This is a genomic window from Candidatus Brocadiaceae bacterium, assembly GCA_012728835.1.
Taxonomy (GTDB): domain Bacteria; phylum Planctomycetota; class Brocadiia; order SM23-32; family SM23-32; genus JAAYEJ01.
Window position 1 is genome coordinate 1 of record JAAYEJ010000012.1, and the last position, 26,006, is coordinate 26,006.

Annotated in this window: 20 protein-coding genes; 11 read left to right on the forward strand and 9 right to left on the reverse strand. The window is 70.1% G+C overall.

Translation table 11 applies throughout. The features are described from left to right. The first annotated feature begins 26 nt into the window (after nucleotides 1-26). The 3 genes from GXY85_01695 (at nucleotide 27) to GXY85_01705 (ending at nucleotide 2,713) form a co-directional block, all read left to right on the forward strand. Complete coding sequence (locus tag GXY85_01695) at nucleotides 27-245, forward strand: transposase (GenBank protein NLW49543.1); 219 nt, start codon at nucleotides 27-29, stop codon at nucleotides 243-245. A gap of 444 nt (nucleotides 246-689) precedes the next feature. Next, complete coding sequence (locus GXY85_01700; GenBank protein NLW49544.1) at nucleotides 690-1,070, forward strand: transposase; 381 nt, start codon at nucleotides 690-692, stop codon at nucleotides 1,068-1,070. A 620-nt stretch (nucleotides 1,071-1,690) separates the two neighbouring features. Then, entirely contained in the window at nucleotides 1,691-2,713 is a 1,023-nt protein-coding gene (locus GXY85_01705) for a hypothetical protein (GenBank protein ID NLW49545.1), read from the forward strand. 4 nt (nucleotides 2,714-2,717) lie between these two features. Here GXY85_01705 and GXY85_01710 read toward each other — a convergent pair whose 3' ends face one another. From GXY85_01710 to GXY85_01720, 3 genes are read right to left on the reverse strand one after another with little or no spacing between them, the layout of a single operon-like run. Next, nucleotides 2,718-3,641: a D-hexose-6-phosphate mutarotase gene (locus tag GXY85_01710; GenBank protein NLW49546.1), complete on the reverse strand. Its 924-nt coding sequence runs from the start codon at nucleotides 3,639-3,641 to the stop codon at nucleotides 2,718-2,720. Then, entirely contained in the window at nucleotides 3,638-4,279 is a 642-nt protein-coding gene (locus GXY85_01715) for a ThuA domain-containing protein (protein ID NLW49547.1), read from the reverse strand. Before GXY85_01715 ends, GXY85_01710 begins: the two co-directional genes overlap by 4 nt. A 47-nt stretch (nucleotides 4,280-4,326) precedes the next feature. Then, nucleotides 4,327-5,751, reverse strand: coding sequence for a PKD domain-containing protein (locus GXY85_01720; GenBank protein NLW49548.1), 1,425 nt, complete (start codon nucleotides 5,749-5,751; stop codon nucleotides 4,327-4,329). A gap of 105 nt (nucleotides 5,752-5,856) precedes the next feature. Between GXY85_01720 and GXY85_01725 the strand changes: the two genes are divergently transcribed. From GXY85_01725 to GXY85_01740, 4 genes are read left to right on the forward strand one after another with little or no spacing between them, the layout of a single operon-like run. Next, nucleotides 5,857-6,327 (forward strand): RidA family protein, encoded by a 471-nt coding sequence (locus tag GXY85_01725; GenBank protein ID NLW49549.1) that lies wholly within the window; start codon nucleotides 5,857-5,859, stop codon nucleotides 6,325-6,327. After that, nucleotides 6,324-7,490: a hypothetical protein gene (locus GXY85_01730; protein ID NLW49550.1), complete on the forward strand. Its 1,167-nt coding sequence runs from the start codon at nucleotides 6,324-6,326 to the stop codon at nucleotides 7,488-7,490. Before GXY85_01725 ends, GXY85_01730 begins: the two co-directional genes overlap by 4 nt. Nucleotides 7,491-7,521: 31 nt before the next feature. Then, nucleotides 7,522-9,723 (forward strand): hypothetical protein, encoded by a 2,202-nt coding sequence (locus tag GXY85_01735; protein ID NLW49551.1) that lies wholly within the window; start codon nucleotides 7,522-7,524, stop codon nucleotides 9,721-9,723. Beyond that, on the forward strand, nucleotides 9,723-10,256 hold the full coding sequence (locus tag GXY85_01740) for a GNAT family N-acetyltransferase (protein ID NLW49552.1): 534 nt from the start codon (nucleotides 9,723-9,725) through the stop codon (nucleotides 10,254-10,256). Before GXY85_01735 ends, GXY85_01740 begins: the two co-directional genes overlap by 1 nt. Nucleotides 10,257-10,295: 39 nt before the next feature. On the opposite strand, the gene GXY85_01745 is transcribed toward GXY85_01740, so the two are convergent. Beyond that, a complete protein-coding gene (locus GXY85_01745) occupies nucleotides 10,296-12,011 on the reverse strand; it encodes an ABC transporter ATP-binding protein (protein NLW49553.1) in 1,716 nt (571 codons plus the stop codon). A 441-nt stretch (nucleotides 12,012-12,452) separates the two neighbouring features. Here GXY85_01745 and GXY85_01750 point away from each other — a divergent pair, with 441 nt between their 5' ends. The 4 genes from GXY85_01750 to GXY85_01765 all read left to right on the forward strand — a co-directional run bounded on the left by GXY85_01750 (nucleotide 12,453) and on the right by GXY85_01765 (nucleotide 21,908). Continuing rightward, nucleotides 12,453-13,571, forward strand: a complete 1,119-nt coding sequence (locus tag GXY85_01750) for a hypothetical protein (GenBank protein ID NLW49554.1) — start codon at nucleotides 12,453-12,455, stop codon at nucleotides 13,569-13,571. 202 nt (nucleotides 13,572-13,773) lie between these two features. After that, nucleotides 13,774-16,227: a hypothetical protein gene (locus GXY85_01755; GenBank protein NLW49555.1), complete on the forward strand. Its 2,454-nt coding sequence runs from the start codon at nucleotides 13,774-13,776 to the stop codon at nucleotides 16,225-16,227. A 75-nt stretch (nucleotides 16,228-16,302) separates the two neighbouring features. Further along, nucleotides 16,303-20,700 carry a hypothetical protein gene (locus GXY85_01760; protein NLW49556.1) on the forward strand — a complete coding sequence of 1,466 codons (4,398 nt, stop codon included), beginning with the start codon at nucleotides 16,303-16,305 and terminating at the stop codon, nucleotides 20,698-20,700. 41 nt (nucleotides 20,701-20,741) lie between these two features. After that, nucleotides 20,742-21,908, forward strand: a complete 1,167-nt coding sequence (locus tag GXY85_01765) for a hypothetical protein (GenBank protein NLW49557.1) — start codon at nucleotides 20,742-20,744, stop codon at nucleotides 21,906-21,908. A 128-nt stretch (nucleotides 21,909-22,036) separates the two neighbouring features. On the opposite strand, the gene GXY85_01770 is transcribed toward GXY85_01765, so the two are convergent. From GXY85_01770 to GXY85_01790, 5 genes are read right to left on the reverse strand one after another with little or no spacing between them, the layout of a single operon-like run. Continuing rightward, a complete protein-coding gene (locus GXY85_01770; GenBank protein NLW49558.1) occupies nucleotides 22,037-23,620 on the reverse strand; it encodes an FAD-dependent oxidoreductase in 1,584 nt (527 codons plus the stop codon). 28 nt (nucleotides 23,621-23,648) lie between these two features. Further along, the gene (folE, locus tag GXY85_01775) at nucleotides 23,649-24,287 is read right to left on the reverse strand and encodes a GTP cyclohydrolase I FolE (GenBank protein ID NLW49559.1); all 639 of its coding nucleotides are present in this window, start codon (nucleotides 24,285-24,287) and stop codon (nucleotides 23,649-23,651) included. Beyond that, entirely contained in the window at nucleotides 24,215-24,745 is a 531-nt protein-coding gene (gene folK / locus GXY85_01780; protein ID NLW49560.1) for a 2-amino-4-hydroxy-6-hydroxymethyldihydropteridine diphosphokinase, read from the reverse strand. The genes folE and folK overlap by 73 nt, the downstream gene beginning before the upstream one ends. A gap of 3 nt (nucleotides 24,746-24,748) precedes the next feature. Further along, nucleotides 24,749-25,114: a dihydroneopterin aldolase gene (gene folB, locus GXY85_01785; GenBank protein NLW49561.1), complete on the reverse strand. Its 366-nt coding sequence runs from the start codon at nucleotides 25,112-25,114 to the stop codon at nucleotides 24,749-24,751. After that, complete coding sequence (locus GXY85_01790; protein ID NLW49562.1) at nucleotides 25,104-25,859, reverse strand: SDR family oxidoreductase; 756 nt, start codon at nucleotides 25,857-25,859, stop codon at nucleotides 25,104-25,106. Before GXY85_01790 ends, folB begins: the two co-directional genes overlap by 11 nt. Nucleotides 25,860-26,006: the final 147 nt, after the last annotated feature.

Sequence of the window (26,006 nt, forward strand, 5' to 3'; positions counted from 1 at the left end):
CAACTGACGGCTCAAGGAGGTCCGAAGTGAAGAAGAAGCGGTTGTCGGAGGAGCAGATCGTCGGCATCCTGCAGGAGGCCGACGAGCCGGGCAAGACGATCGGCGAGGTATGCAGGGCCCACGGCGTCTCGGAGAACACCTTCTACGGTTGGCGCAAGCGCTTCAAGGGGCTCAACGTCCCTGAGGTGCGCACGATGCGCCAGCTCGCCCAGGAGAATGCGCGGCTGAAGAAGCTGCTGGCGTAACCGTTCACGGATTTCCTGAGAATCTGCCCTCGGGGTTTGCGTATCCTGCCGGATCATGGCAGACGCAGCGACATCCGGATGCCCCACCTGCAGGCGGCTCGAAGGCCTTCTGGTCGCTCTGGAAGCACGCGTGACGGAGTTGGAGGCGCACAACGCCTCGCTTGAGTCCGAGATTGCCCGGCTGCGCAAGGACTCCTCCAACTCGCACAAGCCGCCGTCCAGCGATATCGTCAAGCCGCCGGCGCGGCAAGAAGCGGAGGATGGGCGACCAGCCGCGCCATCCGCGACACGAGCGCACGCCCTTTCCGCCCGACCAGATCGACCAGACGCGCGAGTATCGGCTCGAGTGCTGCCCCGACTGCGGAGGGCCGCTCGAAGAGGTACGGCGAGCGGCGCCTGGGTCACCTGCGCGTTCTGTTCGGGATCATCCACCGGCGGGAGAGCATGGCGCCGGACCGGTTCGCGTGCGCCCTGGAGACCCAACGGAAGCTGATCGTGCATGTGGCCACGCATCCGCCGTGGACGAAGGAGGCGCGCAACATGGCCGAGCGGTTCCGTCGACACGGCGAGGCCCACTTCCGGTTCATCACGACGCCGGGCGTGCAGCCGACCAACAACCTTGCCGAGCAGGCGCTGCGGTTTGTGGTGATCGACCGGCGGATGACGCAGGGCACGCAGGGGGAGGCCGGACGGCAATGGTGCGAGCGGTTCTGGACGGTGCGCGCCACCAGCGCCCAGCAGGGCCGCTCTGTCTTCCGATTCCTTCACGACGCCCTCACCGCTTCCCTCACGTGCCAGCCCGCGCCGTCGCTTCTGCCGGCTTGACCGGGAGACCCGTGAACGGTTACCTCCACGCCGACCATCGACTTCTTCTTGTCCTCTCCATCCACCTTGACGCGAATGGTAGTGCCGAGGTGTTCCTCGTGCCCGTTGCCCTGTCGTGCCTTGTTGCTGCCGTTCCTTGGACAGCCTCCAATCATTACCGGGAATCCGGCATGTGTGTATTGTGGCGCTTTCCTTGGAGGGTGTCAAATTATTGCCTGTTCTTTGCCACGCCTGTGCAGAGCAGTAGACGTCGAACTGTCAACGCCGTTGCTTCTGGATCTCTGACAGTCTGAGCCGTTCTGACTTCCGCGTTGACTGGAGGAGAGCGCCTGTCCGCTCGACGCCCTGCATGGAGGCGGCGGCCGCGCAGCCGCTCTGCATGGCCCGTGCACAGGCCCTGCACCGGGGCTGTCGGGGGGCACTCAGCCGGTATAGGCGCGTCCCCGGCCAGACTGCAGTCAGGCGCTTAGCGGGTGTCCGGCGCCCATGCCGGCCGCTGGTCCGCGGGGCGGCCGGCCGATGCAGGGCTTGACGCCGGGTGCGTTGTGAGTTAGCCTGCATCAGGCGGGCGGGCGTGGGGGCCCGCCCGTGAGGCGGCTGGCTCAGGGGGGGACGGCGGAATGGCACGCCTTCAGATCGACATGCTGCCTGTGGGGGATGCGGATGCGTTCGTGGTCGAAGTCCAGACGGACGGGCCGGCCCAGGTCTGCCTGATCGACGGCGGGAAGGACTGGGAAGACGGGGACCGCGTCCTTCGTCAGGTCAACGCCTACTACGGGGGGCGCATCGACCACCTGATTCTGTCCCACCTGGACATCGAGCACGTGGGCGGGCTTCTGCGCATCGTGGAATCGCTCGGCGCCGATCGGATCGGCCGGGCCTGGGTGCACGACCTTTCGCGACACGGCGTCGATGTCGGCAAGACCGTTCAACTGGCCCGGGGGCTGGCCGAGCAGGCGCAGTCGACGCCGGTCAAGGCCGTGGCACGGCACGTGGCCGACTCGGTGGACGCCGCCAGGCGATTGACCGAGATGCTCGGGGAGAAGGGGGTCGCCGTTGCGGAGCCGTTTGCCGACGAGAACTCCCGGATCGGCCCGTTCGAGGTGATCGGACCGACGCGTGCGTTCTTCGAGGAGTCTGTGCGCACCTACGATGACCGACGGGGGCTGGACCGGATGGTCGAGGCGGGCATATCGATGCGCCGCCGCACCACGGTCGGCGCCGGCCCGGCCGAGCCCGATGAGGTGCTGGCGCAGGCCGTCGACAGCCCGGAGTCGCACAAGCAGGCCTCGTTGATCCTCCTGCTGGACTACGAGGGCGACAGGTACCTGTTTGCCGGCGACGCGGGGCGGGAGGCGTTTGCCGCTTGCCCCGACCTGGAGACGGTGCGCGGGCTGCACTGGCTCAAGGTGCCCAACCACGGCAGCAAGCACAATCTGAGCCCTGACCTGCTGGATCTGATGCGGCCGGCGCTGGCCTACATCTCGAGCGCCGGCACGGGCATCAACCCGCACCCGGCGCTGGTGGCCGCCCTGCAGAACCGGGGGGCCACCATCTACTCCACGGCGCGGAGCGGCAACATCTGGCACCGGCGCGGCGACGTGCCGGCGCGGGCGGGGTTCGAGACGCGCCCGCCCATGTGACCTGTCAGCTTGGGCCGTGCGGCGCGGGCTCGACCGCGATGCGTGCCTCCAGGCAGTGGGCGCCGCCCGGGGGGATGGTCACCGCGTCCGTTCCGGCGTTCGCCGTCTCGACGCACACCATGCCGGTGTACTCGTCGTCGCCGAAGTCGGGCATGCGGCGGGCCTTGTCGATCCAGGGGTTCCAGACGACGGTCGAACGGCTGCCGGCCTTGGCGACGCGGATGCGCCGGGCCAGCACCGGGTCCTCGATGGTGCAGGCGGCGTCGGTGTCCAGGTAGAGCCGGTCGACCTCGCGGTCGAAGGTCACGGGGCCCTGCTGGACGCCGCCGTCGGTCCCCGCCTCCCGGTAGCGACAGCCGTTGAGGCCGTGGACGGCGATCCGCGCGACCTCGCCCACGCGGAAGTAGGTGTGCAGCGCGCCGGTGCAGGTGAAGGGCTCCGGGCCCGGGTTGCGGGCGGTCAGCGCCACGTGCAGATCCCGGCCGACGGTGACGGCCATCTCCAGTTCGAAGGCATGGGGCCACAGACGCCGGGTGGCCTCATCGTCCGTCAGGCCCAGACGAAGGCGCGTGTTGCCGCCGTCCAGCGCTTCCGTGCCGAGCACGGACCAGTGTGCCAGGCGGGCGAACCCGTGGAACGGCTTCGCGGGATCCTCGGGGTGTGCGGCGAACCAGGGCCAGCACACGGGGATTCCCCCGCGGATCGGCCGGCCCGATTCGAAGCGGCTGTGCCGGCTCAGCCAGAGGACGGGTTCGGCACCGTGCGGGCGGAAGGACAGCACGTGTCCGCCGGCCAGGCAGACGGAAGCCGCTGCGTCGGCGTTCTCGATCGTGGCGACGGGCAGCCCCCCGGGGCCGGGCTCAAAGCCGAGATGGCCCGGCAGGCCGTAACGCTCGTTGAGCCGGTTCGGGTGGACGTCCTGCGTCACGGCTGCGCCTCCGAGGAAGGGCTGCACGCCCGGGCGGCCCAGAGCATGCCGCGCGTCTGGATGGCGAGCGCCTCCGGCACGTCGAAGTCGGCCGCCACGTGGCCCAGGGAGGAGTAGAAGACGCGTCCCCGGCCCCACATCTTCTTCCATGCGACCGGCACCGTGGCGCCGTTGAACTCGAACGTGGTGGTTGCCAGCACGTGATTGGCGGGGTCGACGTGCATGTAGTACTGCTCGCTGTGCATGTCGAAGTGGTGCAGCCCGGCGGTGATCGGGTCCGCGTGGTCGACGATGTGCACGCGGTAGTCGATGATGCCGTCCGGATGGGCGACCCACTGGCCCCCGACCATGAACTGGTAGTCCGTGTTCTGGCGGAAGGCGTCGCCCATCCCGCCGTGCTGGCCGGCGATGCCCACGCCGCTACGGACGGCCTCGCTGAGGGCCTTCCACTGCTCGCCGGAGATCTGGCTCATCGTCCAGTGGGGCACGATCAGGTCCAGGTCCGTCATGACGTCGGCCTCCAGCAGGGCGTCGAGCGTGTCGGTGCGGATGACGTCGAATCCGTGGCGTTTCAGTTCGCCTTCGAATATCTCCGAGACGGGTCCGGGTTCATGACCGTTCCATCCGCCGTATGTGATCAGCGCCTTCACGGATGTGCACCTCCTTGGGGTGTGCGGTGTTGGCGTCAGTCGGGTTCGATCCGCACGTGCAGGCGGTCGACCGACTCGAAGCCCCGTTCGTTCGTGCGGCGGACGCTCACCAGGTAGTCGCCCGGTTCGGCGAAGCTGTGCGCGGTCACGGCGTAGCCGTCGGGGTTGTGGACGTCGGCGTTGCCGTCGGAGCGCACGGCCACCGTGGCCGAGCCGTCGCCGAAGTCCCAGACCTCCTCACCATGCTGCGTGCGGAAGGACCGGACCTTGAACGTGATCTCCCGACCGGGGTGCAGGGCCAGCGTGGGAGCGTAGGCGGCGTGGATGCCGCTGGGGCCTTGGGCGGGGTCTTCCCGGTTCGCGACCTGGACGACCGCAAATTCGTATTCGACCCGGCCCACGGCGTCGGTCACCTTGACGACCTCGGAGTAGACGCCGGGGCGCGGGTAGGTGCGCTTGACCTTCGCCCCCGTCGCCGTGGAGCCGTCGCTGAACGTCCACTCGAAGCGGAGCGGCAATCCTTCGGCGCTCCACGACATCGAGGCGTCTAGTGTCACGCCGTCGCCGGACCAGATGAAGTGGTGGGGGCGGGCGACGGCGATGAGCTTCGGGGAATGCTCGGCCCGGTAGGCCTGCCAGATGAACGGATAGCCGTAGGCGGCGCCGTATCGGCCGGACGGCTGCGGGCAGGAGATCCCGTAGTGCAGGTGCGACCAGCCGCCGCTGTGGCCTTCCTTGCCCAGCAGCCCCACAACCTGGCCCATCGTCACCGTCTCGCCGAGCTTGAGGGCGGGGTCGATGCTTTTCAGGTGGCTGTGGCGATGGTACCAGCCGCGCCGGTCGAGCAGGTAGACGACGTCGTAGCGGGTCTCTGCGGGCGTGTCCTCATAGCCGGGCAGCATCTGGTCGCCGCAGGAGACGACCAGGGCATCGCTGGCGGCAACGGACTCGACCAGGCCTTCGGCGCCGCCGAAGTCGAGCCCTTCGTGGTAGTAGATGTCCTTGCGGGCGGGGTTCTCCGGGCCGTCCACGAACACGGGCTCGTTGCCCATCTGGGTCTGCGAGGCGAACCAGCGCTGGCGGATGGGGTAGACGAACGTGCCCGGCGTGATCCAGGGCGAGCCGGCCGGCCAGAGGCGCAGCCGCGCGTCGCATTCCATGGCCCAGGCGTTGCGGCGGCTGTTGGGCACGTAGCCGCCCGTGACCGGGCAGTCGATCTGAATGCCGCCTGCGGTGACGGGCAGCCGGTAGGTGCCCGAGACGAGGTCGACGGGCGTGCCGTTCACCTGGACGGTCACGACGGCGCGCCGGACGGCATCGTGCAGGTCGTCGCGCGTCTCCACCAGCTTCTGCAGCTTGACGGTGGCCGTGCTGCCGTCGGTCAGCTCGACGGCCTTCTCCTCGCCCAGCATCAGGTCGACCGCTGCGTGCAGCGCCTTCTCGTCTGTCTGCCAGTCCATGACGTGCTCTCCGTGCTTCCCGGGGCCCCGGCGCCCGTGCGCCATTGCCAGGATGATCGTGCCGTCATATCATGTCCGGCGCTCACCTGCAAGGGAGACGAACGAATGGGACGGATACGACGCCTGTTTGCCGACGGGCGGCTGATCGGGGCGGGCCTCTACAGCGACGCGATTGTCGTGGACCTGGGCCCGGTCTACCGCATCACCTTTGCCGGCAAGGCGGCCGACGATCCCGCCAGCGGCGCCGTCATCGGTTACGAAGACCACAACGGCCGCTTCGCCCCGGACGCCCTGGAGCGGCAGGTGGCCGATGTGTTCCGCCAGCTCGAGCGCCTGATGGAGGACGTCGCGCGCGAGATCGGCACGCCGGTGACCGTGGCCGACCTGACGGCGGCGCTGGTGTTCCTCCGGGAGGACTACCCGCGTGCCTTCGCCCGCTTCGACGACGCCTACGCCGCCGAGTTCGAGAAGCGCGGCGTGGCCGACTACCCGATCCGCACGACGGTCATGCGCACGACGTTGCCGCAGCCGGCGGCCCTGGTCGAGATCCAGTTCGAAGCCATGGTGGAGAAATGAACCGCGAATTCTGCGTTGCCGGGCCCGAACGATACGCCGTGCGCGATCTGGACCAGGTGGAGACCCCGCGCCTGCTGCTGTTCGACTGGGCGCTCCGGGCCAACCGCGAGCGGCTGAAGGCCGCCTCGGACGGCTTCCGCCGCGTACGCCTGATGGCCAAGACGATCAAGGCCTCGGCGGTCTTCGAGGAGTACCGACGCGACGGGCTGAGGGCCATGAAGGCCTCGTGCGTCAGCGAGGCGCGCGCCGTGGCCCGGGGCACGGGGATCGCCGACATCCTGGTGGCCTTCCCGCTGCACGGGCCGGCCGTGCGCAGCTTCCTGGCCCTGCGCGCCGAACACCCGGACCGGCGCATCGCGGCCATGGTCTCGAACCGGATCGGCGCCGAAGAACTCTCGCGCGAGGCTGCCGACGACGTGGACGTGTTCCTGGACGTGGACGCCGGCATGCTGCGCACCGGCGTGGCCATCGGGGCCGGCCTGCTGGAGCTGGCGGACCTCGTCGGCCGCCTGCCGCGCCTGCGAGCGGTGGGCCTGCACGTCTACGACGGCCAGGTGCACCACCCGAACGCCGTCGCCGTGCGGCGCTACTCCGAGGCCCTGATGGCGCGCATCGACGAGATGGTCACGGCACTCGGCGGCCCGGACGCCGTCGGCGAGGTCGTCACGTCGTCGTCGGTGACCGCGTTGTCCAACCTGGGCGCACACGCCGCCGGCGGCTACGCCTGGCACCACACCGTCTCGCCGGGCACGACGGTGCTCTGGGACTCGAACTACAACGACCTGATGCCCGGGGAGTTCGACTACGCGGCGGCCGTGGCCGCGCGCGTTGTGGACGCGCGTCCGTATCGGGACGGCTGGATCCTGACCACGGACTGCGGCCACAAGATGGGCGCCAGCACCGACAGCGGCCCGGTGCACGTCCTGAACGTGCGCGGATACCGCGTTTTCGGGGTCAACGAACGGTTCGGCCGCCTGCTCTGGCTCGGGCATGACCGGGCGACCGATGCCGAACTGGACGCCGACCCGAGCGAGCTGCTCGGGCACGTGGTGCTGGTCTTCCCCAATCACGTCTGTCCGACCGTCAACCAGTATGCGTTTGCCCTGCGCGTGCGGGACGGCGCCATCGTCGAGCGGGTGGACATCGATGCACGGGACGGATAGCCCCGCGCGACAGGAGCGAGCTGTGCTGTGCATGCGATCCAAGGCGATGAAGGCCCTTGTGCCGTGGCCGGCGTTCGCCGAACGCCACTGGCGTGACATCCCGAACGCCCCGGGCCTGGGCTGCTTCGGCACGGGGTTTGACGGCTGGGGGGTGCAGACGAATCAGAAGTACCTCGGAGCCTGCGCCGCCCTGGCTGCGGACCCGGACTTCGATGCGGGCGCGTGCGGCATGGACCGCGAGCGGCTGTTCGAACGCGCCCTGAGCGCGCTGCGCTACTCGCTGGCCACGCACAAGAGCGGCAGCCGGCCGCGCACCGACGGGTCGCAGTGGGGATGCACCTGGATCTCCGGGCTCGGCATCGAGCGCATGATGCACGGCATCGAGGCGCTGGAGCCGCGCCTGACCGAGCGCGACCGGGAGGGCCTCCGTCGGGTACTGGTCTCGGAGGCCGAGACCCAGCTCCGGGCCGAGGTCGTCGCCGGCCTCTGGGGGGATTCGGGACGCAACAAGCCCGAGTCCAACATCTGGAACGGCGCCATCCTCGCGCGGGCGGCGCTCATGTACCCTGACCACCCCCATGCGGGGGAGTGGCGCCGGAAGGCGGACGTGTTCCTGCTCAACGGCATCTCGGTGCCCGCCGACGCCGCTGACCCGGCGCTGGGCGACCGGCACGTCGGGGCGAACTTCTTCCCGCACTACGCACTGGACCATCACGCCTACCTCAACGTGGGCTACATGGTCATCTGCCTGAGCAACGTCGCGATGCTCCACTACGGTTTTCGGGCGCGGGGCACGGACGCCCCGGCGTCGCTCTACCACCACGCGGCGGACCTGTGGGCGCTGGTGAGGCGGCTCGTCTTCGCCAACGGACGCCTGCTGCGCATCGGCGGCGACACGCGCCAGCGCTACTGCTACTGCCAGGACTACCTGCTGCCCGCACTCGTCTGGGCGGCCGACCACCTGCGCGATCCGCACGCCCTGATGCTGGCCGAGGGCGCCCTGGACACCATTGCGGTCGAGCAGGGGCACAACGGCGACGGCAGCTTCGTCGGGCGGCGCCTGGGGCACATCGCGCGGACGAACCCCTACTACTACACGCGGCTGGAGTCGGACAAGGCCGTCGTGCTCAGCATGACGGCGCAGTGGGTCCGGCGGTTCGGCATCCGCGCCCCGGCGCCGGACGTGTCTTTCGAGGAGTCGGTCCGGGGCGGCTGGGAGGAGCGCGAGCACGGCGCGGCCTTTCATCGGTGCCCGACGCGCATCGTGAGCTGGAGCTGGCGCGCTGCCGAGCGGCCGCAGGGGCTCTGCCTGCCCCCGGACGGCGCGCACATGGCCGAATGGGAGGAGAACCTGGCCGGCAGGGTGGCCCCGGCCGGCGTTTCGGGGCGGCGCAGGGTGCTCTGGCAATGGGTCCGCTCCTTCGACGGCGGGTTCCTGACGATGGGGAGGGTCAACGAGGGCGCCGATGTCTACCTGGCGGAAGGCTACCGGGCCTCCGATCTGATCGACCACCGCATTGCCTTCGCCGCCCTGCCGGACGGCCACACGGCGGTGCGGCTCGAGCGGGCGGCCATCGGCGGCGTGCGCGTCTACCTGCGCCGCGTCGAGGGCGTCTCGCTGCGGATCGCCAACGACCTGTTCAACGGTATGAGTCGCACCTACTACCATGCGGGAGGCGAGCACGTGTCCGCCCCGCCGCGGGGCGACGACCGTGTGGATTTCCGCTCCGCGTGGGTGAACGTCGAGGACCGACTGGGCCTTGTCGGCGTCTACGGGGCCCCAGGCTGGTCGCTCGTGCGTGAAGCCGAGCGCAGCGGCGGGCACGCCGGCAGCATCTTCAGCGACCGGCTCTGCTATCCGGCGCGGGCCGAGATGCACGACGTCTTCGGGCCGGCCGACGTGCTCGACACCGGCTGCCTGATCGTCGCCTCGGTGGACCGCGCGGCCACGGAGGCGCTCTCCGGGCGGGCGGCCGGGCGCCTGGCCTGCGCCGAGGATCACGGCCGCGCCGTGCTGGTCGAGGGCCGCGACGGTTGCCGCTACCTGCTGGCCGTCAACTTCTCGTCGTCGCTGATGGGGGTGACCCCCGACCTGTCCGGCCCGGCCGAACTCGTCGATCTCTGCACCGGGAGCAGGGTCTCGGCCGACGGCGAGGGCGGGTCGCGTCTGCCCGTGGCGCCGCAGGCGGCGGCTCTGTATCGTGTGGCGGTCTACGGAAAGGACGGACGGTGATGATCATACGCGCTGCGAGATTGGAGGATCTGGACCGGCTCATGGCCCTGCATGAGCGCCTCCAGGTGCATCACGAGTCCGTCGAGCCCCGGATATGGCGGCCCGAGTTCTACGCGATGGCCCAGCGCCGGTCCATTCACGACGAGAACATCCGCTCCGCCAACGGGGCGGTCTACGTGGCCGAGGAGGGGGACGAGATCGTCGGGTTCCTCTCGGGCCGGGTGGAGGAGCGCGAAGGCACGACGCCGGGCGTCGTGGGCTACGTCCAGACGGCGTACATCGGCGAGGAGTGGCGGGGGCGCGGGGTCGGCACGGCGCTGGTCGCGCGGCTGTTCGAGTTCTTCGAGTCGAAGGGCGTCGAGGAGGCGTCGGTCCGTTACGTCCTCGCCAACCGGGGGGCGGCGCAGTTCTGGGAGGGTTTCGGGTTCCTCCCCATGGTCTGCACCGCCAACGCGCGGCTGTCCGAACTGCGCCTGCGGCTGGCAGAGCGAAGCGAACGGGCCGAGCGGCGCCGGAAGGAAGACAAGGGCTGAGGCCGCGCCTCCTCGCCCGGCGGCTCCCGGGCAGGCCGCTCAGAGCACCCCGTGGGCGTAGAGTTCGCTGTAGTAGCCGTGGCGCTCGAGCAGCTCCTCGTGGCGGCCCTCCTCCACAACTCGGCCGCGCCGCAGGACGTAGGTATAGTCCGCCTGCCGGACGGTCGAGAGGCGGTGCGCGATCACCAGCGTCGTGCGGCCGCGGCAGAGTTCCTCCATGGCCGCCCGGATGAGCGTCTCCGACTCGGTGTCCAGCGAGGACGTGGCCTCATCGAAGATCAGGATGGGCGGGTTCTTCAGGAAGACGCGGGCGATCGAGATGCGCTGCTTCTGTCCGCCCGAGAGCCGAACGCCGCGTTCGCCGGTCAGGGTGTCGAACCCGTCGGGCAGCGACACGATGAAGTCGTAGATGTTGGCCGACTTCGCCGCCCGGATCACTTCCTGTTCGGTCGCCTCCGGCCGGCCGAACAGGATGTTCTCGCGGATGGTCGTGTCGAACAGGAAGACGTCCTGCTGGACGAGCCCGATGCTCTCTCGCAGCGATCGCTGCTGCAGGTCCAGCACGTCGATCCCGTCGATGGTGATCCGCCCGCGCGTGCACTCGTAGAAGCGCGGAATGAGTGAGGCCAGGGTGGACTTGCCGGCGCCCGATTCGCCCACCAGGGCGACCGTCCGCCCCTGCGGCAGGCGGATCGAAACGTCCTCGAGGATCCACTCGTCCGAATCGTCGTACCGGAAGCAGACGTCTTCGAACCGCACGTCGCCGCGGATCGCGCTCGGCCGGACCGCCGCCGGCCGATCCACGATGTCCGGCTCGACGTCCATGACCTCCGTGAAGCGTTCGAACGATGCGAGCCCCTGCTGGAACTGCTCGATGAAGTTCACGAACCGGCGCATGGGGTTCATGATGTAGGGCACGTACAGCAGGAACCCGATCAGGTCCGCCAGGTCGATCGTGCCCCCGTGCACGAGGAACACGCCCCCGCCGATGATCACCACCGTGTAGCACTCAATGAAGAACATCATCCCGCTGTGGAAGGCGGCCATCGTGGCGTACATGCCCTCCTTGGCGCAGCGGAACTCGCTGTTGACGCCGCCGAACTTCTCGACTTCGAAGTCCTCGTTCGTGAACGATTTGACCTCGCGGATGCCCTGGATCGAGTTCTCGACGCTGCTGTTGATGTCGGCGATGCGCTCGCGCACCCGGCGAAACGCATTGCGCATCCGCATGCCATAGATATACCCCCAGACGGCCATGAAGGGCAGGGGGATCAGCGCGATCAGCGCCAGCGACCACGAGAACCACCACATCACGACGAAGGCGCCCACAAGGCTCAGCCCGGAGACAATGACGTCCTCCGGGCAGTGATGGGCCATCTCGGCGACGTTGAACAGGTCGTTGGCGATGCGCGAGATCAGGTGGCCCGTCTTCGTGTTGTCGTAGTACTTGAACGACAGCTTCTGGAGGTGGCGGAACAGGTCGGCGCGCATGTCGGCCTCCATGCGCGTGCCCAGCACGTGGCCCCACTTCGTGTTGACGTACGCGGCGATGCTCAGCAGGCCGGTCAGCACGGCTACCGTGCCCAGCACCGTCCAGACTCGGCCCATGCTGCCGGCCGGCAGGTCGTACTTGAGCATGTTGCGGATCAGGAGCGGTATGCACAGCGCCAGCCCCGAGCGGACGAGGGCCGTCCCCATGTCCAGCGCGAAGAGCGCACGGTAGGGCCGGTAGTAGCGGACGAACCGGCGCATCAGATCGGTGTTCCCGGATGCCACGTGGCCAACCTCCCGACGATCCCGGCCGGCGGCGGCCTCTGTCGGACCGTCCCCGCGGTGGTGTCCAGATCGGAGCCCCCTGCACCACCCATTCTATGCAGCGCCCACAGGCCGCGCAACATTCGATGCGACGCCGCACGGGCGGGTGGGCACACGGTGGCTGTCCCCGTTGACGTTCCCCCCAACCGTATGTACGCTGGAGGCGTGCGTTTTCGCGGTGTCGGGAATGCACGATGTTGGGAAGACTGTCCCGGAGTCAACCGGAGCCGCACGGCGCCGGTGCCGCTCGAGGCGTGATATGTTGCCGAAGAGGGTACTCCCCATACCACTCCGGGGTGTGGTGTGGAACTCGGCGGCCTTCTCTGCCGGCGGCCCCGCGTTCGTCCACCATGCGCCATGACGCAACCCGAGGATCGAGCAATGGCCGTACTGACCGCTGATGAGGCCGAAGCCTCTGCCCGAGCGCACGAGCGGGAGACGCCCTCCTGGCCTCGTCTTTGTCTGTCGGCCCGCCAGTGGCTGGTGGCGGCGGCGCTGCTGCTGTCAGTGTTTGCGGTCACGCCGGCGGTCTGGTCCCGGTTCGAGCCGCTCGATCAGGATCCGGACCACCGGATCGCCCGTGCACTGAACACCGATTACTGGCAGATCGGCCGCTACTGCCGGCAGGCCGCCGTGCAGGGCCGGGTCATGCTGCTGGGCGATTCGCTCGTGTGGGGGCAGTACGTCGGCCGGAAGGAGACGCTCGGCCACTATCTGAACCGGATGGCCGGCGAGGCACGGTTCGCCAATCTGGGCCTGGACGGCGGTCACCCGGCTGCCCTGGCCGGGCTGATCGAGTACCACGGCGACGCCATCGCCGGCTGCCGCGTCATCGTCCACTGCAACCCCCTCTGGATGCGTTCCGCACGGCACGACCTCAGCGGGGTCCCGGGCACGAGCGTCCACCATGACCGCCTGGTGCCCCAGTTCGTGCAGCCGCCCCCGGCCTACAGGGCGTCCTGGGCGCACCGGGCCGGCACGGTTCTTGAGCGCGAGGTGCCGTTCTTCGGCTGGGCCCATCACCTGCGCGCGACCCGGCTCGGCCAGGCCGCGCTGCCGATGTGGACGCTCGAAAGCCCCTATCGGCTCCCGCCGGCCGATCCGGGGCAGGGGCCCGGGCACGACGCCGCGTCCCGGCCCGGAGGCGGGCCGGCCCCTCTGGCGATCGCCTGGGTGGACCCGGACGAGTCGTACCAGTGGCGTTCGTTCCGCCGGGCCATCCGGCGGCTGCGTGAGCGCGGCAACGAGGTCTTCGTTGTGCTGGGGCCGATCAACGAGCACGCTCTGGCACCCGAGTGCCGCCGGCGATACGAGGGCCTGCGGGCGGCCATGGCGCTCTGGCTCACCGAGCATTGGGTCCCGCACGCCGTGCCGGCCGCCCTGCCGGCGGAGCTGTATGCCGACGCCGGCCACCCGCTGGCGGAGGGCTACGCGCTGCTGGCGGCGCGACTGTACGACGACGCGGGGTTCAGACGGTTCGTGGGAGCCGACGGGCCGTGAGCGCGGGGCCGTGGTCGGGAGGCCTGCGGCGCGTGCCTGCCGAGGAGCCCGGGCGTGGCCCCCTCGAAGCCCCGAACCCCCGCCTCCCGGACGGGTTGGCTGGTTCGTCGCGATCAAGTAGTGTACCATGCGATGACTGAGCGGCCGGCGCGGGCGCGTGGGCAGGGCGCCGGATGCTGCCTCGCGAGGGAGGGAGTCGGACATGCGGAGTCGCGGAGGTTACGGTTGGGCGGCGCTTGTGTTCTGCCTCTGCCTGGTGCCGCCCGCCCGGGGCGCGCAGAGCGAGTGGACGCCGGAGAAGGTCGCCGAGGCCACGCGCCTGGGCGAGATCACGTTCTTCAGGGAGAAAACGACGCGGGAGACCACCCGGGGGCCCCAGAGGTGGTTCCTGTGGGCGGCAGTGGAGTCCGGTCGGGTGGAGGGGCTGGGGTCCGCGGCCACCGCCCTGCCGACCGCCGAAGCGGCGAGGGATGGCGAACTGGGCCTGCACCTGGACCTGAACATCGCCGGGGAGAACCCGGTCTGGAGCATCCAGATCGCGGCCGAGATCACCCCGCCGATCGCCCACATCGCCCGCACCAAGAACCTGTTCGACGTCTACGCGTACCGGTCGCAGGGGACGCTGGAGTTCGACCTGCGCGGGGAGGCCCGCGGCAAGGGGCTCGCCGTGGCCTTCTACGCACCGAACGAAGGCAGCGTCATGCCGCAGTGGACGCCGCTGGACGCCTACCTGGCCGACACCACCGACTGGCAGCGCGTGGCCGTGCCGGTGCGCGACATGGACCTGAGCGATTCGAGGAACGACCTGCACGTCGCCAGCCGGGTGCTCATCGGCGGGCGCGGCTACGCCGGCCGGCTGCAGATCGATCTGGACAACATCGTGCTGCGTTCGGACGGCCCGGAACCCGAGCGAGGCCCCGTGCGCCTGAACCACGTCGGCTATCTGCCGGCGGCCCCGAAGGTGGCGCTGGTGGCCGGCAGCCGGCTGTTCGACATCGCCGGGCGGCCCTTCACGGTGCGCGCCGTGGGTCAGGACGGCGAGCCCGCCGGCGAGCCCGTGCTGCGCGGCGAGCTGGCCTTCCGCGCGGCATTCGAGCCGCGGACCTACGGCGAGTGGGTCTATGAGGCCGACTTCAGCGCCCTGCGGCGTCCCGGGCGCTACGTCCTCGAGGTGCCCGGGGTGGGGCGTTCGGTGGCCTTCTACGTGCATGAGGCGGTCTACGACTACCTGTACTACCACATGGCGCGCATGTTCATGTACCAGCGCAGCGGCGACTGCGCCCTGCCGGAGACCGTGGCCTTCGAATGGGCACGCGGGCCGTGCTACACGGCCCCGACGCCATTCCAGAGCGACCCGACGAAGACGCGCCGCATCCTGCACGGGTGGATCGACGCCGGCGACGCCCGCGTCTACCCGCACGGGTTCGACGTGGGGTTCCTCATGCAGGGCTGGGAGTTCACGCAGGAGAAGCACTTTGACGGCCAGCTCAACCTGCCTGAGAGCGGCAACGGCATCCCCGACTTCCTGGACGAACTGCGCTGGAAGGTGACCTACTTCCGCGAGATGCAGCTCGACAACGGGGCCGTGCTCGGATACGTTCTGCCGTCGACCCGCAGCGGCAGCAATCCCGATCTGGGCCGCAACAAGGGCTGGGACAACGACCCCGACCCGCGCGTCATCGTGGACCGCATCGACTACGAGCGCAGTGCGCGGCTCGGCGCCGGCATGGCCGGCATGGCGCGGCTGATCCGGCCCTATGATCCGGACGATGCGGCGGCCTTCGGCGCGGCCGCCCGGCGCGCCTGGGACTACGCGCGGCAGAACGAGCCGGCGGAGCGGCCGGGTCGCGCGGCCGGCTGGCACGACGACGTGCTCTGGCTGGCTGTCGAACTCTGGCGGCTTACCGGCGAGGCGGAATACCACGACGTCGTGCGCGAACTCGCCGACACGGCGGGACGGTGGGACAGCAACGCCTGGAAGGACGACTCGGCCCCGCTGGCATGGGTCTCGTATGCGCAGGACGAACGGGCAGACCCGGCCCTGCGGGAGGCCTTCGTGCGGCGCTTCGTCGGCCAGCTCGACGTGCTGTTCGATCTCTCGGCCGGCGACCCCTACCGCATCGCCGTCTGCCCCCACGGGTGGTTCCACTCGCCGCCCCGGCTCGGCCACACGGCCGCGCTGCTGACGATGGCATGGAAGCTCACCGGGCAGGACCGCTACCGCGACCTGGCGCAGGAGTTCGTCGATTACGTCTGCGGGCGGAATATCTACCGCCTGTGCGACGTGACGAACGTGGCCGAGGAGACGTTCAGCACGCCGTTCAACATGTACGAATGGACGCCCGGCCGCACCGCCTGGATGCCGGGCTACGTCTGCTACATGAGCGTCGATCAGGGCGGCAACCTGTCCCGCTTCGCCGCCCGGCGCATGCGCGTGACGCGCTGGAACTGGTACTTCGGCGAGCCGGCGATCGGGATGAACCAGGGGATGGTCATCGCGTGCATGATGCTGATGGAGGGCAGGCGCTACGACGACCTGATTGAGCTGGGGGCGTTCCCGGGCGTCCGGCCCTTCCGGCCGGGCCTGCCGTTCGCGCCCACGCCGGTGGGCGGCTCCTGGGGCGCCGAGCCCGTGGTGCCCGCCCGGATCGAGTGATCGGGCGCGATGGCGGCATCGGCCCCTCGTCCGCTCGCCGATGAACAGGGAAACAGACAAACGGAGAGACGACGGATGAGACGTGTTGATTTGGGGGCGATCGGCGTGTGCGTTGCCGCGATGGGCCTTCTATTCGTGGCCGCCCGGACGGCGGCGCAGGACGCGGGCGACGTGGTGCTGCCGGGCGGGGTGGAGGCAGTCTGGGATATGGAGGCGGCCGATCGTGAAGCCACCGCCACGCGGGAACGGATCTGCATCAACGGCCTGTGGCGTTTCCAGCCGGCCGGGGCCGAGGAGGAGCCCGTGCCGGTGCCCGACTCCGGCTGGGGCTACCTGAAGGTGCCGGGCCCCTGGCCGTCCGGCTCCGATGACTGCCAGGCCGTCTTCCCCGCGCCCCGGTGGGCCCACCTGCTGCCGAATCTGGACGTCGTCTGGCACGAGCGGGACGTGACCGTCCCGGCGGACTGGCAGGGACGCCGCATCGCGCTTCACCTCCAGTGGATCAACTCCTACGCGCGCATCTTCGTCGACGGCCACGAGGCCGGGAGCGTGGTGTTCCCGGGCGGCGAGGCCGACCTGACGGAGTTCGTCACCCCGGGGCGGACGCACCGGCTGGCCCTGCAGGTCACCGCGCGGCGGCTCACGTCGGACCACTCCCGGCCGCTGCCGTCCGAACGCGGCCCGAACCAGGCCGGCGGCGGCCGCAACCGCGGCCTGATCGGCGACGTCTTCCTCGCCGGCACGCCGGCCGGAGCCCGCATTGACGACGTGCGGATCGACACCTCCGTTCGCGAGTGGCGCCTGACGGTCACCGCGCGGCTGGCCGGCCTGCAGGAAGGCGGGCGGTACGCCCTGCGCGCCCGCGTGCTGGACGGCGACCAGGAGGTCCTGGCCGCTCAGAGCGAGCCGTTCACCGCCGGCGACGTGCAGGACGGGCGGTTTGCCTTCAGCGCGCCGTGGCAGGCCCCGAAGCTCTGGGATACCGAGACTCCCGAGAACATCTATCGCATCGGCGTCGAGCTGTGGGATGGTGGGCGGCTGGCGGACGCCTGCCTGCCGGTGCGGTTCGGGTTCCGCGAGTTCTGGGTGGACGGCCGTGACTTCTACCTGAACGGCGTGCGCACGGGCCTGCGGGCTCTGCCCATCGCAGCGGCCCAGACCAGTCCCGCCTACGCCTGCTACGAGGGCGCGCGCGAGATCATCGAGCGCTACCAGTGGCTCGGGTTCAACGCCGCCTACACGCATAACTACGGGTGCACCCCGGGGGCGCACCTGAGCTTCGACGGGTTGCTGAACGCAGCGGACGACACGGGGCTGCTGCTCGCCTTCTCGCTGCCGCACATGAACGCCTACAACTGGTCGGACGACGCGGCGGCCCGCGCCTATGAGCGGCACCTGGAGCACTACGTGCGCCAGGCGCAGAACCACCCCAGCGTCGTCCTCTACAGCCAGAACCACAACTCGATTGCCTCCTCCGCCGACCAGAACCCCCTGGCGCTGCCGCACGGAGAGGCGCTGGAGTCGCATCCGAGGGTCCCGGTCGTCTACGAACGGGAGCATATCCTCCGTCGGTTCGACGGTACCCGGCCCGTCTACAATCACTCCGGCCCCTCCCGCCAAATCACCACGGTCAACTGCTATCTGAACTGGGTGCCGATGCAGGAGCGGGCCGAGTGGTTCCTGCCCTGGTCGGAGGAGGGGGACCGGGCGCTGTTCCTGGTCGAGTACGGCGAGCCGCTTATCTTCAGCTACTCTTCGGTGCGCGCCTCGTGGGCCGACTTCCGGAATCCCAGCCTGCACCAGCACTACTACACCGAATGGGGCGCCCAGCAGTGGGGTGACCGGTCCTTCGACCTGAGCGAGTATGAGAAGGCATGGCTGCGCTGGGAGGCCGGCCGCTGGCGCAGCGGGCAGCCCTTCCTGCGCTGGGACTACCCCATGCGCTATCCCTCGCGGGGAGAGGTCGGCGGGCTCTATGCGAACACCCTGAACCTGCGCGAGGTGCAGGCGGAGTACATCGCCCGGGCGTGGCCGGCATTCCGCACGCTGGGACTGTCCGGCTTCAACATCTGGCACGTCAGCGAGTCGGCCATGCTGACCGGAGACCCCCAGCCCGTCCTTCTGGAGACCGACTGGCGGTCCCTCCAGCGTCCCGGCCTGAGCGTGGACCGCATCCCCGTGTCCGGCGGCCTGACCACCATGCTCGCGGCGGACCGCGGCGACTTCGAACTGAACGTCCGCGGCGAAGCCCTCCTGCGCTACAACCGGCCGCTGCTGGCCTATATCGGCGGCGCCCCGCAGCGCTTCACCGAACGCGGACACAACTTCCTGGCCGGCCAGACAGTGGAGAAGCAGGCCATCGTCGTCAACGACGCGCGCCGGCCCGTGGAGTGTGCCTGTGAGTGGACGGTTGACCTGCCGCAGCCCGTCCGCGGAGCGGCCACCCTGCGCGTCCAGCCGGGCGAGAACGCACGTGCGCCCATCCGGTTCGCGATTCCAGCCGGCGTGGCTCCGGGGTCCTACGAGATCACCATGACCGCCCGCTTCGACACGGGCGAGGTCCAGGACCATGCCTTCACAATCGACGTGATGCCGGCCCCGCAGCCGCCGGTGGTGAGAAGCCGCACCGCCCTGTTCGACCCGCACGGCCGGACGGCGCAGTTGCTCACCGATCTGGGCGTGTCCTTCGACCTCGTGGAGGCCGATGCGGACCTGGCCGGCTACGAGGTGCTCATCCTCGGCAGGCAGGCGCTCAGGGTCGAAGACCCGGCTCCGGACCTCTCCGGCGTGCGGGACGGCCTGCGCGTGGTGGTGTTCGAACAGGAGTTCGCCGCGCTCGAGCGGCGGCTCGGGTTCCGCGTGCAGGAATACGGCCTCAGGCAGGCGTTCGCGCGTGTGGCGGACCATCCCATCCTGGCTGGCCTGCGCAACGAGAACCTGCACGACTGGCACGGCGAAGCCACGCTCGTGCCGCCGTACGTCGAGTCCGAGAGCCCGCGCCGGGACCCCCACATATTGTGGTGCGGCCTGGAGGTGCGGCGGCCCTTCCGTGCCGGCTGTTACGGCAACGTCTCGTCGGTCATGATCCACAAGCCGGCGCGCGGCGACTTCCTGCCGCTCGTCGACGGCGGCTTCGGTCTGCAGTACAGCCCCCTGATGCTCTACCGCGAAGGGCGGGGCGTCGTCGTGTTCTGTCAGATGGACGTGACGGGTCGCAGCCAGGCCGACCCGGCGGCCCGGAGGCTGGCCGCCAATATCCTGTCCTACGTGGACTCCTACGAGCCGCGGCCCGAGCGCCGCGCGCTCTACGCGGGCAACGCAGATGGCCTGCGCTACCTGCAGGCCGCCGGCGCCGACGTCGCTCCTTACGACGGGCAGCCGCCCGACGCCGAACGGGACGTCCTCGTGGTTGCCGGCACCGAACCGGTGCCGCAGGCCGACCGGCTGCGCGCCTGGGTGCAGGCGGGCGGGCGGCTGCTGGCGCTCGGTGCGGACCAGGCGGTGGCCGAATCCGTCCTGCCGTTCCCCATTCGCATCGAGAACGGGGAGCATATCTCCTCCTACTTCGAGCCCGAGCCGGCCGGCTCATTGCTTGCGGGCATCGGGGGCGGCGATCTGCTGAACCGGGACCCGCGCGCCCTGCCCCTGGTGGTCGATGGCGTGCGGCGGATCGGCAACGGCGTGCTGGCCGAGGCGGGGGACGCCCCCGTGGCCTTCTGCCAGATGCTGCCCTGGCAGTTCGACTACGAGGCGCTTCCGAACACGAAGAGGATGTTCCGGCAGTCCGGCTTCGTTCTCAGCCGGCTGCTGGGCAACATGGGCGTGCGGCTGGAGACGCCGCTGCTGGATCGGTTCGGCAGCCCGCTGGTGCTTCCGCCTCAGCCACCGGCCGAGTATACGGAGACCGTGCGGATCGAGCGCGAGGACCGGGCGATCCGCCTGCCCCGTCGCTGGCGGGGGTTGCCGCTTTCGTCGGGAGAGGCGCCCCAGGGCTGGACCGACCCGGGCTTCGATGACACGGCCTGGCGCGACATCGCCGTGCCCGGCACCTGGGAGGACCAGTCCGGGGACCTTGCCGAGTTCGACGGCACCTTCCTCTACCGGGTGCGAGTCAACGTGCCGACGGAGATCGCCGCCGGAGACGCGCTCCTCGTGCTCGGTGCGATCGACGACGAGGACCTCACCTACGTGAACGGCCGCCTGGTCGGCTCCACCACTCAGGAGACGAACCCGCGCGACTACTGGCAGGCAGCGCGACGCTATCGCCTGCCGGCGGGCACGCTCGTGGCCGGCGACAACGTGATCGCCGTCCGGGTCGTGGACCTGCGTCAGTCCGGCGGGATCATGGGGTTCCGGAGCATACCCGACGTGCCGCCCCTGCAGTCGCTCCGGGAGAACCGGCGCTGGCTGGACGGCCTGTACCTGGACGAACCGGATCCGGAGGACGATCCCTACCGTTACTTCCGCTGGTGACGTGCCGACGTGAGACATCTGGGATTGAAGGAGGACGCTGCATGGCGCTCAACGTGGGATTCGGGACGTACGGCATCACCCCGCCGCTCGGCGTCAGGATGGCGGGCTACTTCCAGCGTGTCGGCGTGGCCGAGGACGTGCATGACGAACTGACCGCGCGGTCGATCGCGTTCGAATCGGGGCGGGCGCCGGCGATCCTGTGCGTCGCCGACGTGTGCATGATGCCGCAGTCGTGTGTGGACGGCGTGTGCGGCCATCTGGGCGAGCGCATCGGCGTGCCGCCGGACCGCATCGTCGTGGCCTCGACTCACACCCACTCCGGTCCGGCCCTGCATGGTCCGGGCAGCGCCTACGGGGAGCTGCTCCCGAAGCTGGTCGCCGGCGCCGGCGAACTCGCATGGAAGCGCCGGGCGCCCGCCCGCCTCTCCTACGGCACGACAAAGGCCGAAGGCCTCTGCATCAACCGCCGTTCCCTGCGCGGACCGGTGGACGAGGAGGTCATCTTCCTGACGGTCGAGGACGAGGGCGGGCGGATCGCCGGCGTTCTGTTCGCCTTCAGCCTGCACGGCGTCATCATGGGGCACGTGAACCTCAGCATCTCGGCCGACTACATCGGCGTCGCACGCCGCGTCGTCGAGGCGGCCCTGCCCGGTGCCGCCGTCGTGTTCGGCACCGCGCCGTCGGGCGACGCCAATCCCCTGACGCCCTCCGTGCGCAAGCTCCTGGACGAGCACGGCGAGGCCTGGTACACGGACGATCCGCTGACCGGCATCTACGACCGGAGCAGCGGCACGTTCGAAGAGGTCGAGCTGCTCGGCACGAAGCTGGGGCAAGCGGTCGTGGACGCCCTCGGATCCCGCGAACCCGTGGAGAACGCCGCGGTGCGGACGCGGCGCTGGACTGTGGACGTCGGCGCCGAGGGGGGGATGGAGGTTCCCCTGACGGCGTTCGAACTGGGGGACGTGACGATCGTCTCGTTCCCGGGCGAGCAGTTCGTCGAGACGGGAGCGACCGTCAAGCAGATGCTCCGCAAGGCCGGGCGGCGTCCCATGGTGCTGAGCCACGCGGGCCCGCTGGTCTACGTGCCGCCGAAGTCCGAATGGGCGAAGGGCGGCTACGAGATCGTCCTGGCGCGCCGCCGCAAGCTGGCCCCGGACGCCCAGGAGCGGCTCGTCGACAGCATCCGCCGCGAACTCTCGCTGCCGTGACCGCCGGTCCGGAGGAACGGGCATCGACGAGTCCGGCCGGATCACGGCGAATCTGATCTCGGGGCGCTTCGGCGTTCCCTGTGAGCGCCCGGCGCCGCACGCCTGCACTCAGCGACGCATGGCCGTGTCTACGGAACCTGACGCGCGCGCTCGACCAGGTCTACGGCGCCGGCGCGGAGTTCGTCCGGCGCCGGCATGGCGCCGGCGCGCATGAGCTCGGCGATGGCGCCCATCTCGGCGTCGCGGTAGACGGCACAGGCCGCACGCACCTGGCCGTCGCGAACGTAGTGCACCAGGAAGCCGCTGCCGGAGGCGACGTCGCCGTCCACGATGGTCTCGTCCCATTCCGGCGCGTGGCCCACCCAGGCCAGGTTCACGCCGCCCTGGGCCGTCCAGAAGAAGGGCGTGTCGTCGTAGCGGGCCCGGCGGCCCGCCATGTTCAGGCCCGCCACGCGCCCGAGCTGCATCGCCAGGCGCCAGTGCTCTATACGGACCGGCTCGCCCGTGCGGGGGGCCGGGAAGCGGGCGATGTCGCCGGCCGCCCAGAGGCCGTCCGCAACCTGCATGGCGGCATCGACGGTGACGCTCCCGTCGGCGTTCAACTGCACGCCCCGCAGGTAGTCGGTCACAGGCTCCGCACCGATCCCGACGACGACGAGGTCGGCGGGCAGGCGCTCCCCGCCCCGCAGGACGACCGCCTCCACGTGCCCGTCGCCCTCGAAGCGCTCCGGGGCGCTCCCGAGCCGGAATCGGATGCCGTTCTTCTCCTGAAGCCCCTGCAGCGCCGCCCCCACCTGCCGGCCCAGAACGCGTTCCATGGGCACGGATTCCGGTGCGACGACCGTGACGGTCTTCCCCTCCTCTATCAGGCCGGCTGCGACCTCCATGCCGATGAACCCGCCGCCGACCACGACGATGTCGTTCGCACCGCCGGCCGCCGCGCGGAGCGCCTCGGCGTCGGCCAGGCTGCGCAGCGTCCGGACGCCCGGCAGGTCCATCCCTTCGACGGGCAGACGCCGCGGCCGTGAACCGGTGGCCAGGAGGCACGCGTCGTACCGGATCGACTCGCGCCCGTCCATGGTGACGCGCTGCGCCTGGGGCTCGACGGCGGTGACTTCGCGTTCCGTGAGCAGCTCGACGCCGTGCCGGCGGTAGAAGTCGTCCGGACGGAGGGCCACCGCGGACGGGTCGTCCTTGGACAGGACCCCCTTGCTCAGTTCCGTGCGATCGTAGGGGCCCCGGTCCTCGCGGGTGACCATGACGATGCGCCCCTGGTAGCCGGCCTGCCGGAGCGCCTCGAGGGCCGCGCCGGCGGCCGCGCCGCCGCCGACGATGACGAACGTGCGCCCGTCCGCCTGCGGATCGAACGGTACCGTCTCGGGCAGGCGGTGGGGCGCGGCGTCTTCCGGGATGTCGACGATGACGTCTTCGTCATGGACGCGGACGTCGAACTGCTGGAGGGAATCCATGGCCGGCGGCTGCAGCACGTCCCCCGTGCGGGCGCAGAAGCACGCCTGATGCCACGGGCAGCGCACGTGCCCGCCGTGCAGGACGCCCTCCTCCAGGGGCGCGCCGTGGTGCGTGCACTCCGCGCTCACCGCAGAGAGCCGGCCGCCCTGGTTGACGATCAGGAGTCTCCGCCCGTCCACCTCCACCGCCGCCATCCGTCCGTCCGCGAACTCGTTGCGTCTGCCCACTATGTGTTCGGCCATGAGGCCCCCCCCTGTCCGTTCGCCTCGGTTACCAGTCGACCCGGCGGTTGATGATATTCAGGAACTCGGCCCTGGTGGCCGGGTCCTCGTGGAAGCTGCCCAGCACGGTCGACGTCTGCATCACGCTGCTCTGCTTCTCGACACCGCGCATCATCATGCACAGGTGGCGGCATTCCATGACGACGCCCACCCCCTCGGCCCCGACCGCTTCGCTGATCTCCTGCGCGATGCTCTGTGTGAGCCGCTCCTGGATCTGGAGCCGGCGCGCGTGCACGTCGACCAGCCGCGCCAGCTTGCTGACCCCCAGCACCTGGTCGTGGGCGATGTAGCCGATGTGGCACCGCCCGAAGAACGGCAGCATGTGATGCTCGCACAGGCTGTAGACCTCGATGTCGCGGGCGATGATCATGTTGTTGGTCGTCGAGGCGAACAGCGCGTGGTTGATGACCTCCTTGGGGTCGGCGCGGTATCCGCTCGACAGGAACTCATAGGCTCGGGCCACGCGCATCGGTGTCTTGAGCAGGCCCTCGCGGTCGGGGTCCTCCCCGATCTCGATCAGCAGCTCCCTGACCAGCTCGGCCACTCTCTCTACGTTCACCGCGCGATCCTCCGTCTGAGTTGGTCGGTCAAATGCGGCAGCGGTTCCAGTCCCTGCGTGTCCCGGCAGACGGGCAGATCCGCAAGGCGTCCGTCCGTGCCGGGCAGCGGCAGGTCGGGGGCCAGTTCGGCCAGCGGCACGGCCAGAAACGGCCGGCGTCGGATGTCCGGGTCCGGGCAGACAAGGTCCGGCTCTTCGATGACGGCGTTGCCGAACAGGGCGATGTCCAGGTCGATCGGCCGGGCGGCGCACGCGTCGTCCGTGCGCACCCGCCCCAGGCGCCGTTCGATCTCCCGCAGGACGGCGTACTTCAGGTCCCGGGCCGTCCGGTCCGTCTCGATCCGCCAGACGCCGTTGACGAACGGCGGTTGCCCGGGCCGATCGACCGGCGCGGCGCGATACATGGTCGAGACGGCCTTCACGCGCACCTCCTGCAGCAACAGGTCCAGGGCGGCCGGGACGTTCCGCGCGGGCTCGATGTTCGAGCCGACGGCGACGAAGGCATCCACCCGGCGGCCGTTCGGCATTCCTCAGCGCTCCCGTGAGATCTCCACCGCCACGCTGCGGGCGAAACGGAGCGCCCCCGGCTTCTCCAGCGTGACGTCGACCCGCCGCACGCGCGGGTCCTCCAGGCAGGCGTCCGCCACGGCCTGGGCCAGCGTCTCCAGGAGCCCGTATGCCGAGGCCTCGACCAATTCGATCACCCGTTTCTTGATGGCCACGTAGTCCACCGTATCTTCCAGGGCATCGCCGGCGCAAGCGGCCCGGAGGTCGGCATGCAGGGTGATGTTCAGCAGGACGTTCTGGAGCGCCTCGCGTTCCCATTCGCGCACGCCGATCACGCAGCGCAGCAGCAGGTCCCGGATGTGGATGCGGTCGAGCCGTTCAGCCTCCATACGTCCTCCCCGTCATGTGGTGGCCTCCGTCGACGTAGATGACCTGTCCCGTGACGAAGCCGCTCTGCATCAGGAAGAGGGCGGCGCGGACGACGTCGCCGGCGCCGCCGTGGCGCTGCAGCGGGTTCGTGCGGGCCAGCGCCTGCAGGTAGGCCTCGTCGCGGCCGGGCGGCGGCAGGATCAGGCCGGGGGCCACGGCGTTCACGCGCAGTCGCGGGGCCAGCTCCAGGGCCAGCATGCGCGTGAGCGAGAAGAGCATTCGCTTGCTCAGGTGATAGGCCGCGTGCTCGGCATCGTAGGACAGGATGCGGCAGTCGAGCAGGTTGAGCACCTGCCCGCTGCGGCCCTGGGCGGCCAGGGCGCGGGAGAGCTGCAAGGGGGCCAGGGCGTTCACCTGCACGTTCGCCGCCAGTTCCTGCCCTGAGAACTCCAGGAGGTGGCTCTCGGCAAAGATGCTCGCGCTGTTGACCAGGACGTCGACGGGGGCGCCGGCCCGGTCGGCCGCCCTCGCGACCAGAGCCTCCGCCGCCGAGCCGTCGGCCAGGTCCGCCTGCAGGGGCCAGGCATCGGTTCCCAGGTCCCTGACGAGGCGGACCGTCTCCTCGGCCTCGGCCGCGGACGTGCCGTAGTGCACCACGACGCGGAGGCCTTCGGCGGCCAGCGCCTCCGCGAGCGCGCGGCCCAGGCGCCGCGCGGCGCCCGTTACGAGCGCCACCTGCCCGGCCCTCAGAGTTCTTCCCTCCATCCCGTTCCCCCCCCGGCGGACGCCGTGTGCCGACGTGCGTGGCTGCCAGCCGGTATTATCCACGCCCGTCGGCGGGGGGGCAAGGTCGAGCGGGCGGTTGACAGCGGAAGACCGGACGGGGTATAAGTCGGGCGAGTATGTACGGAC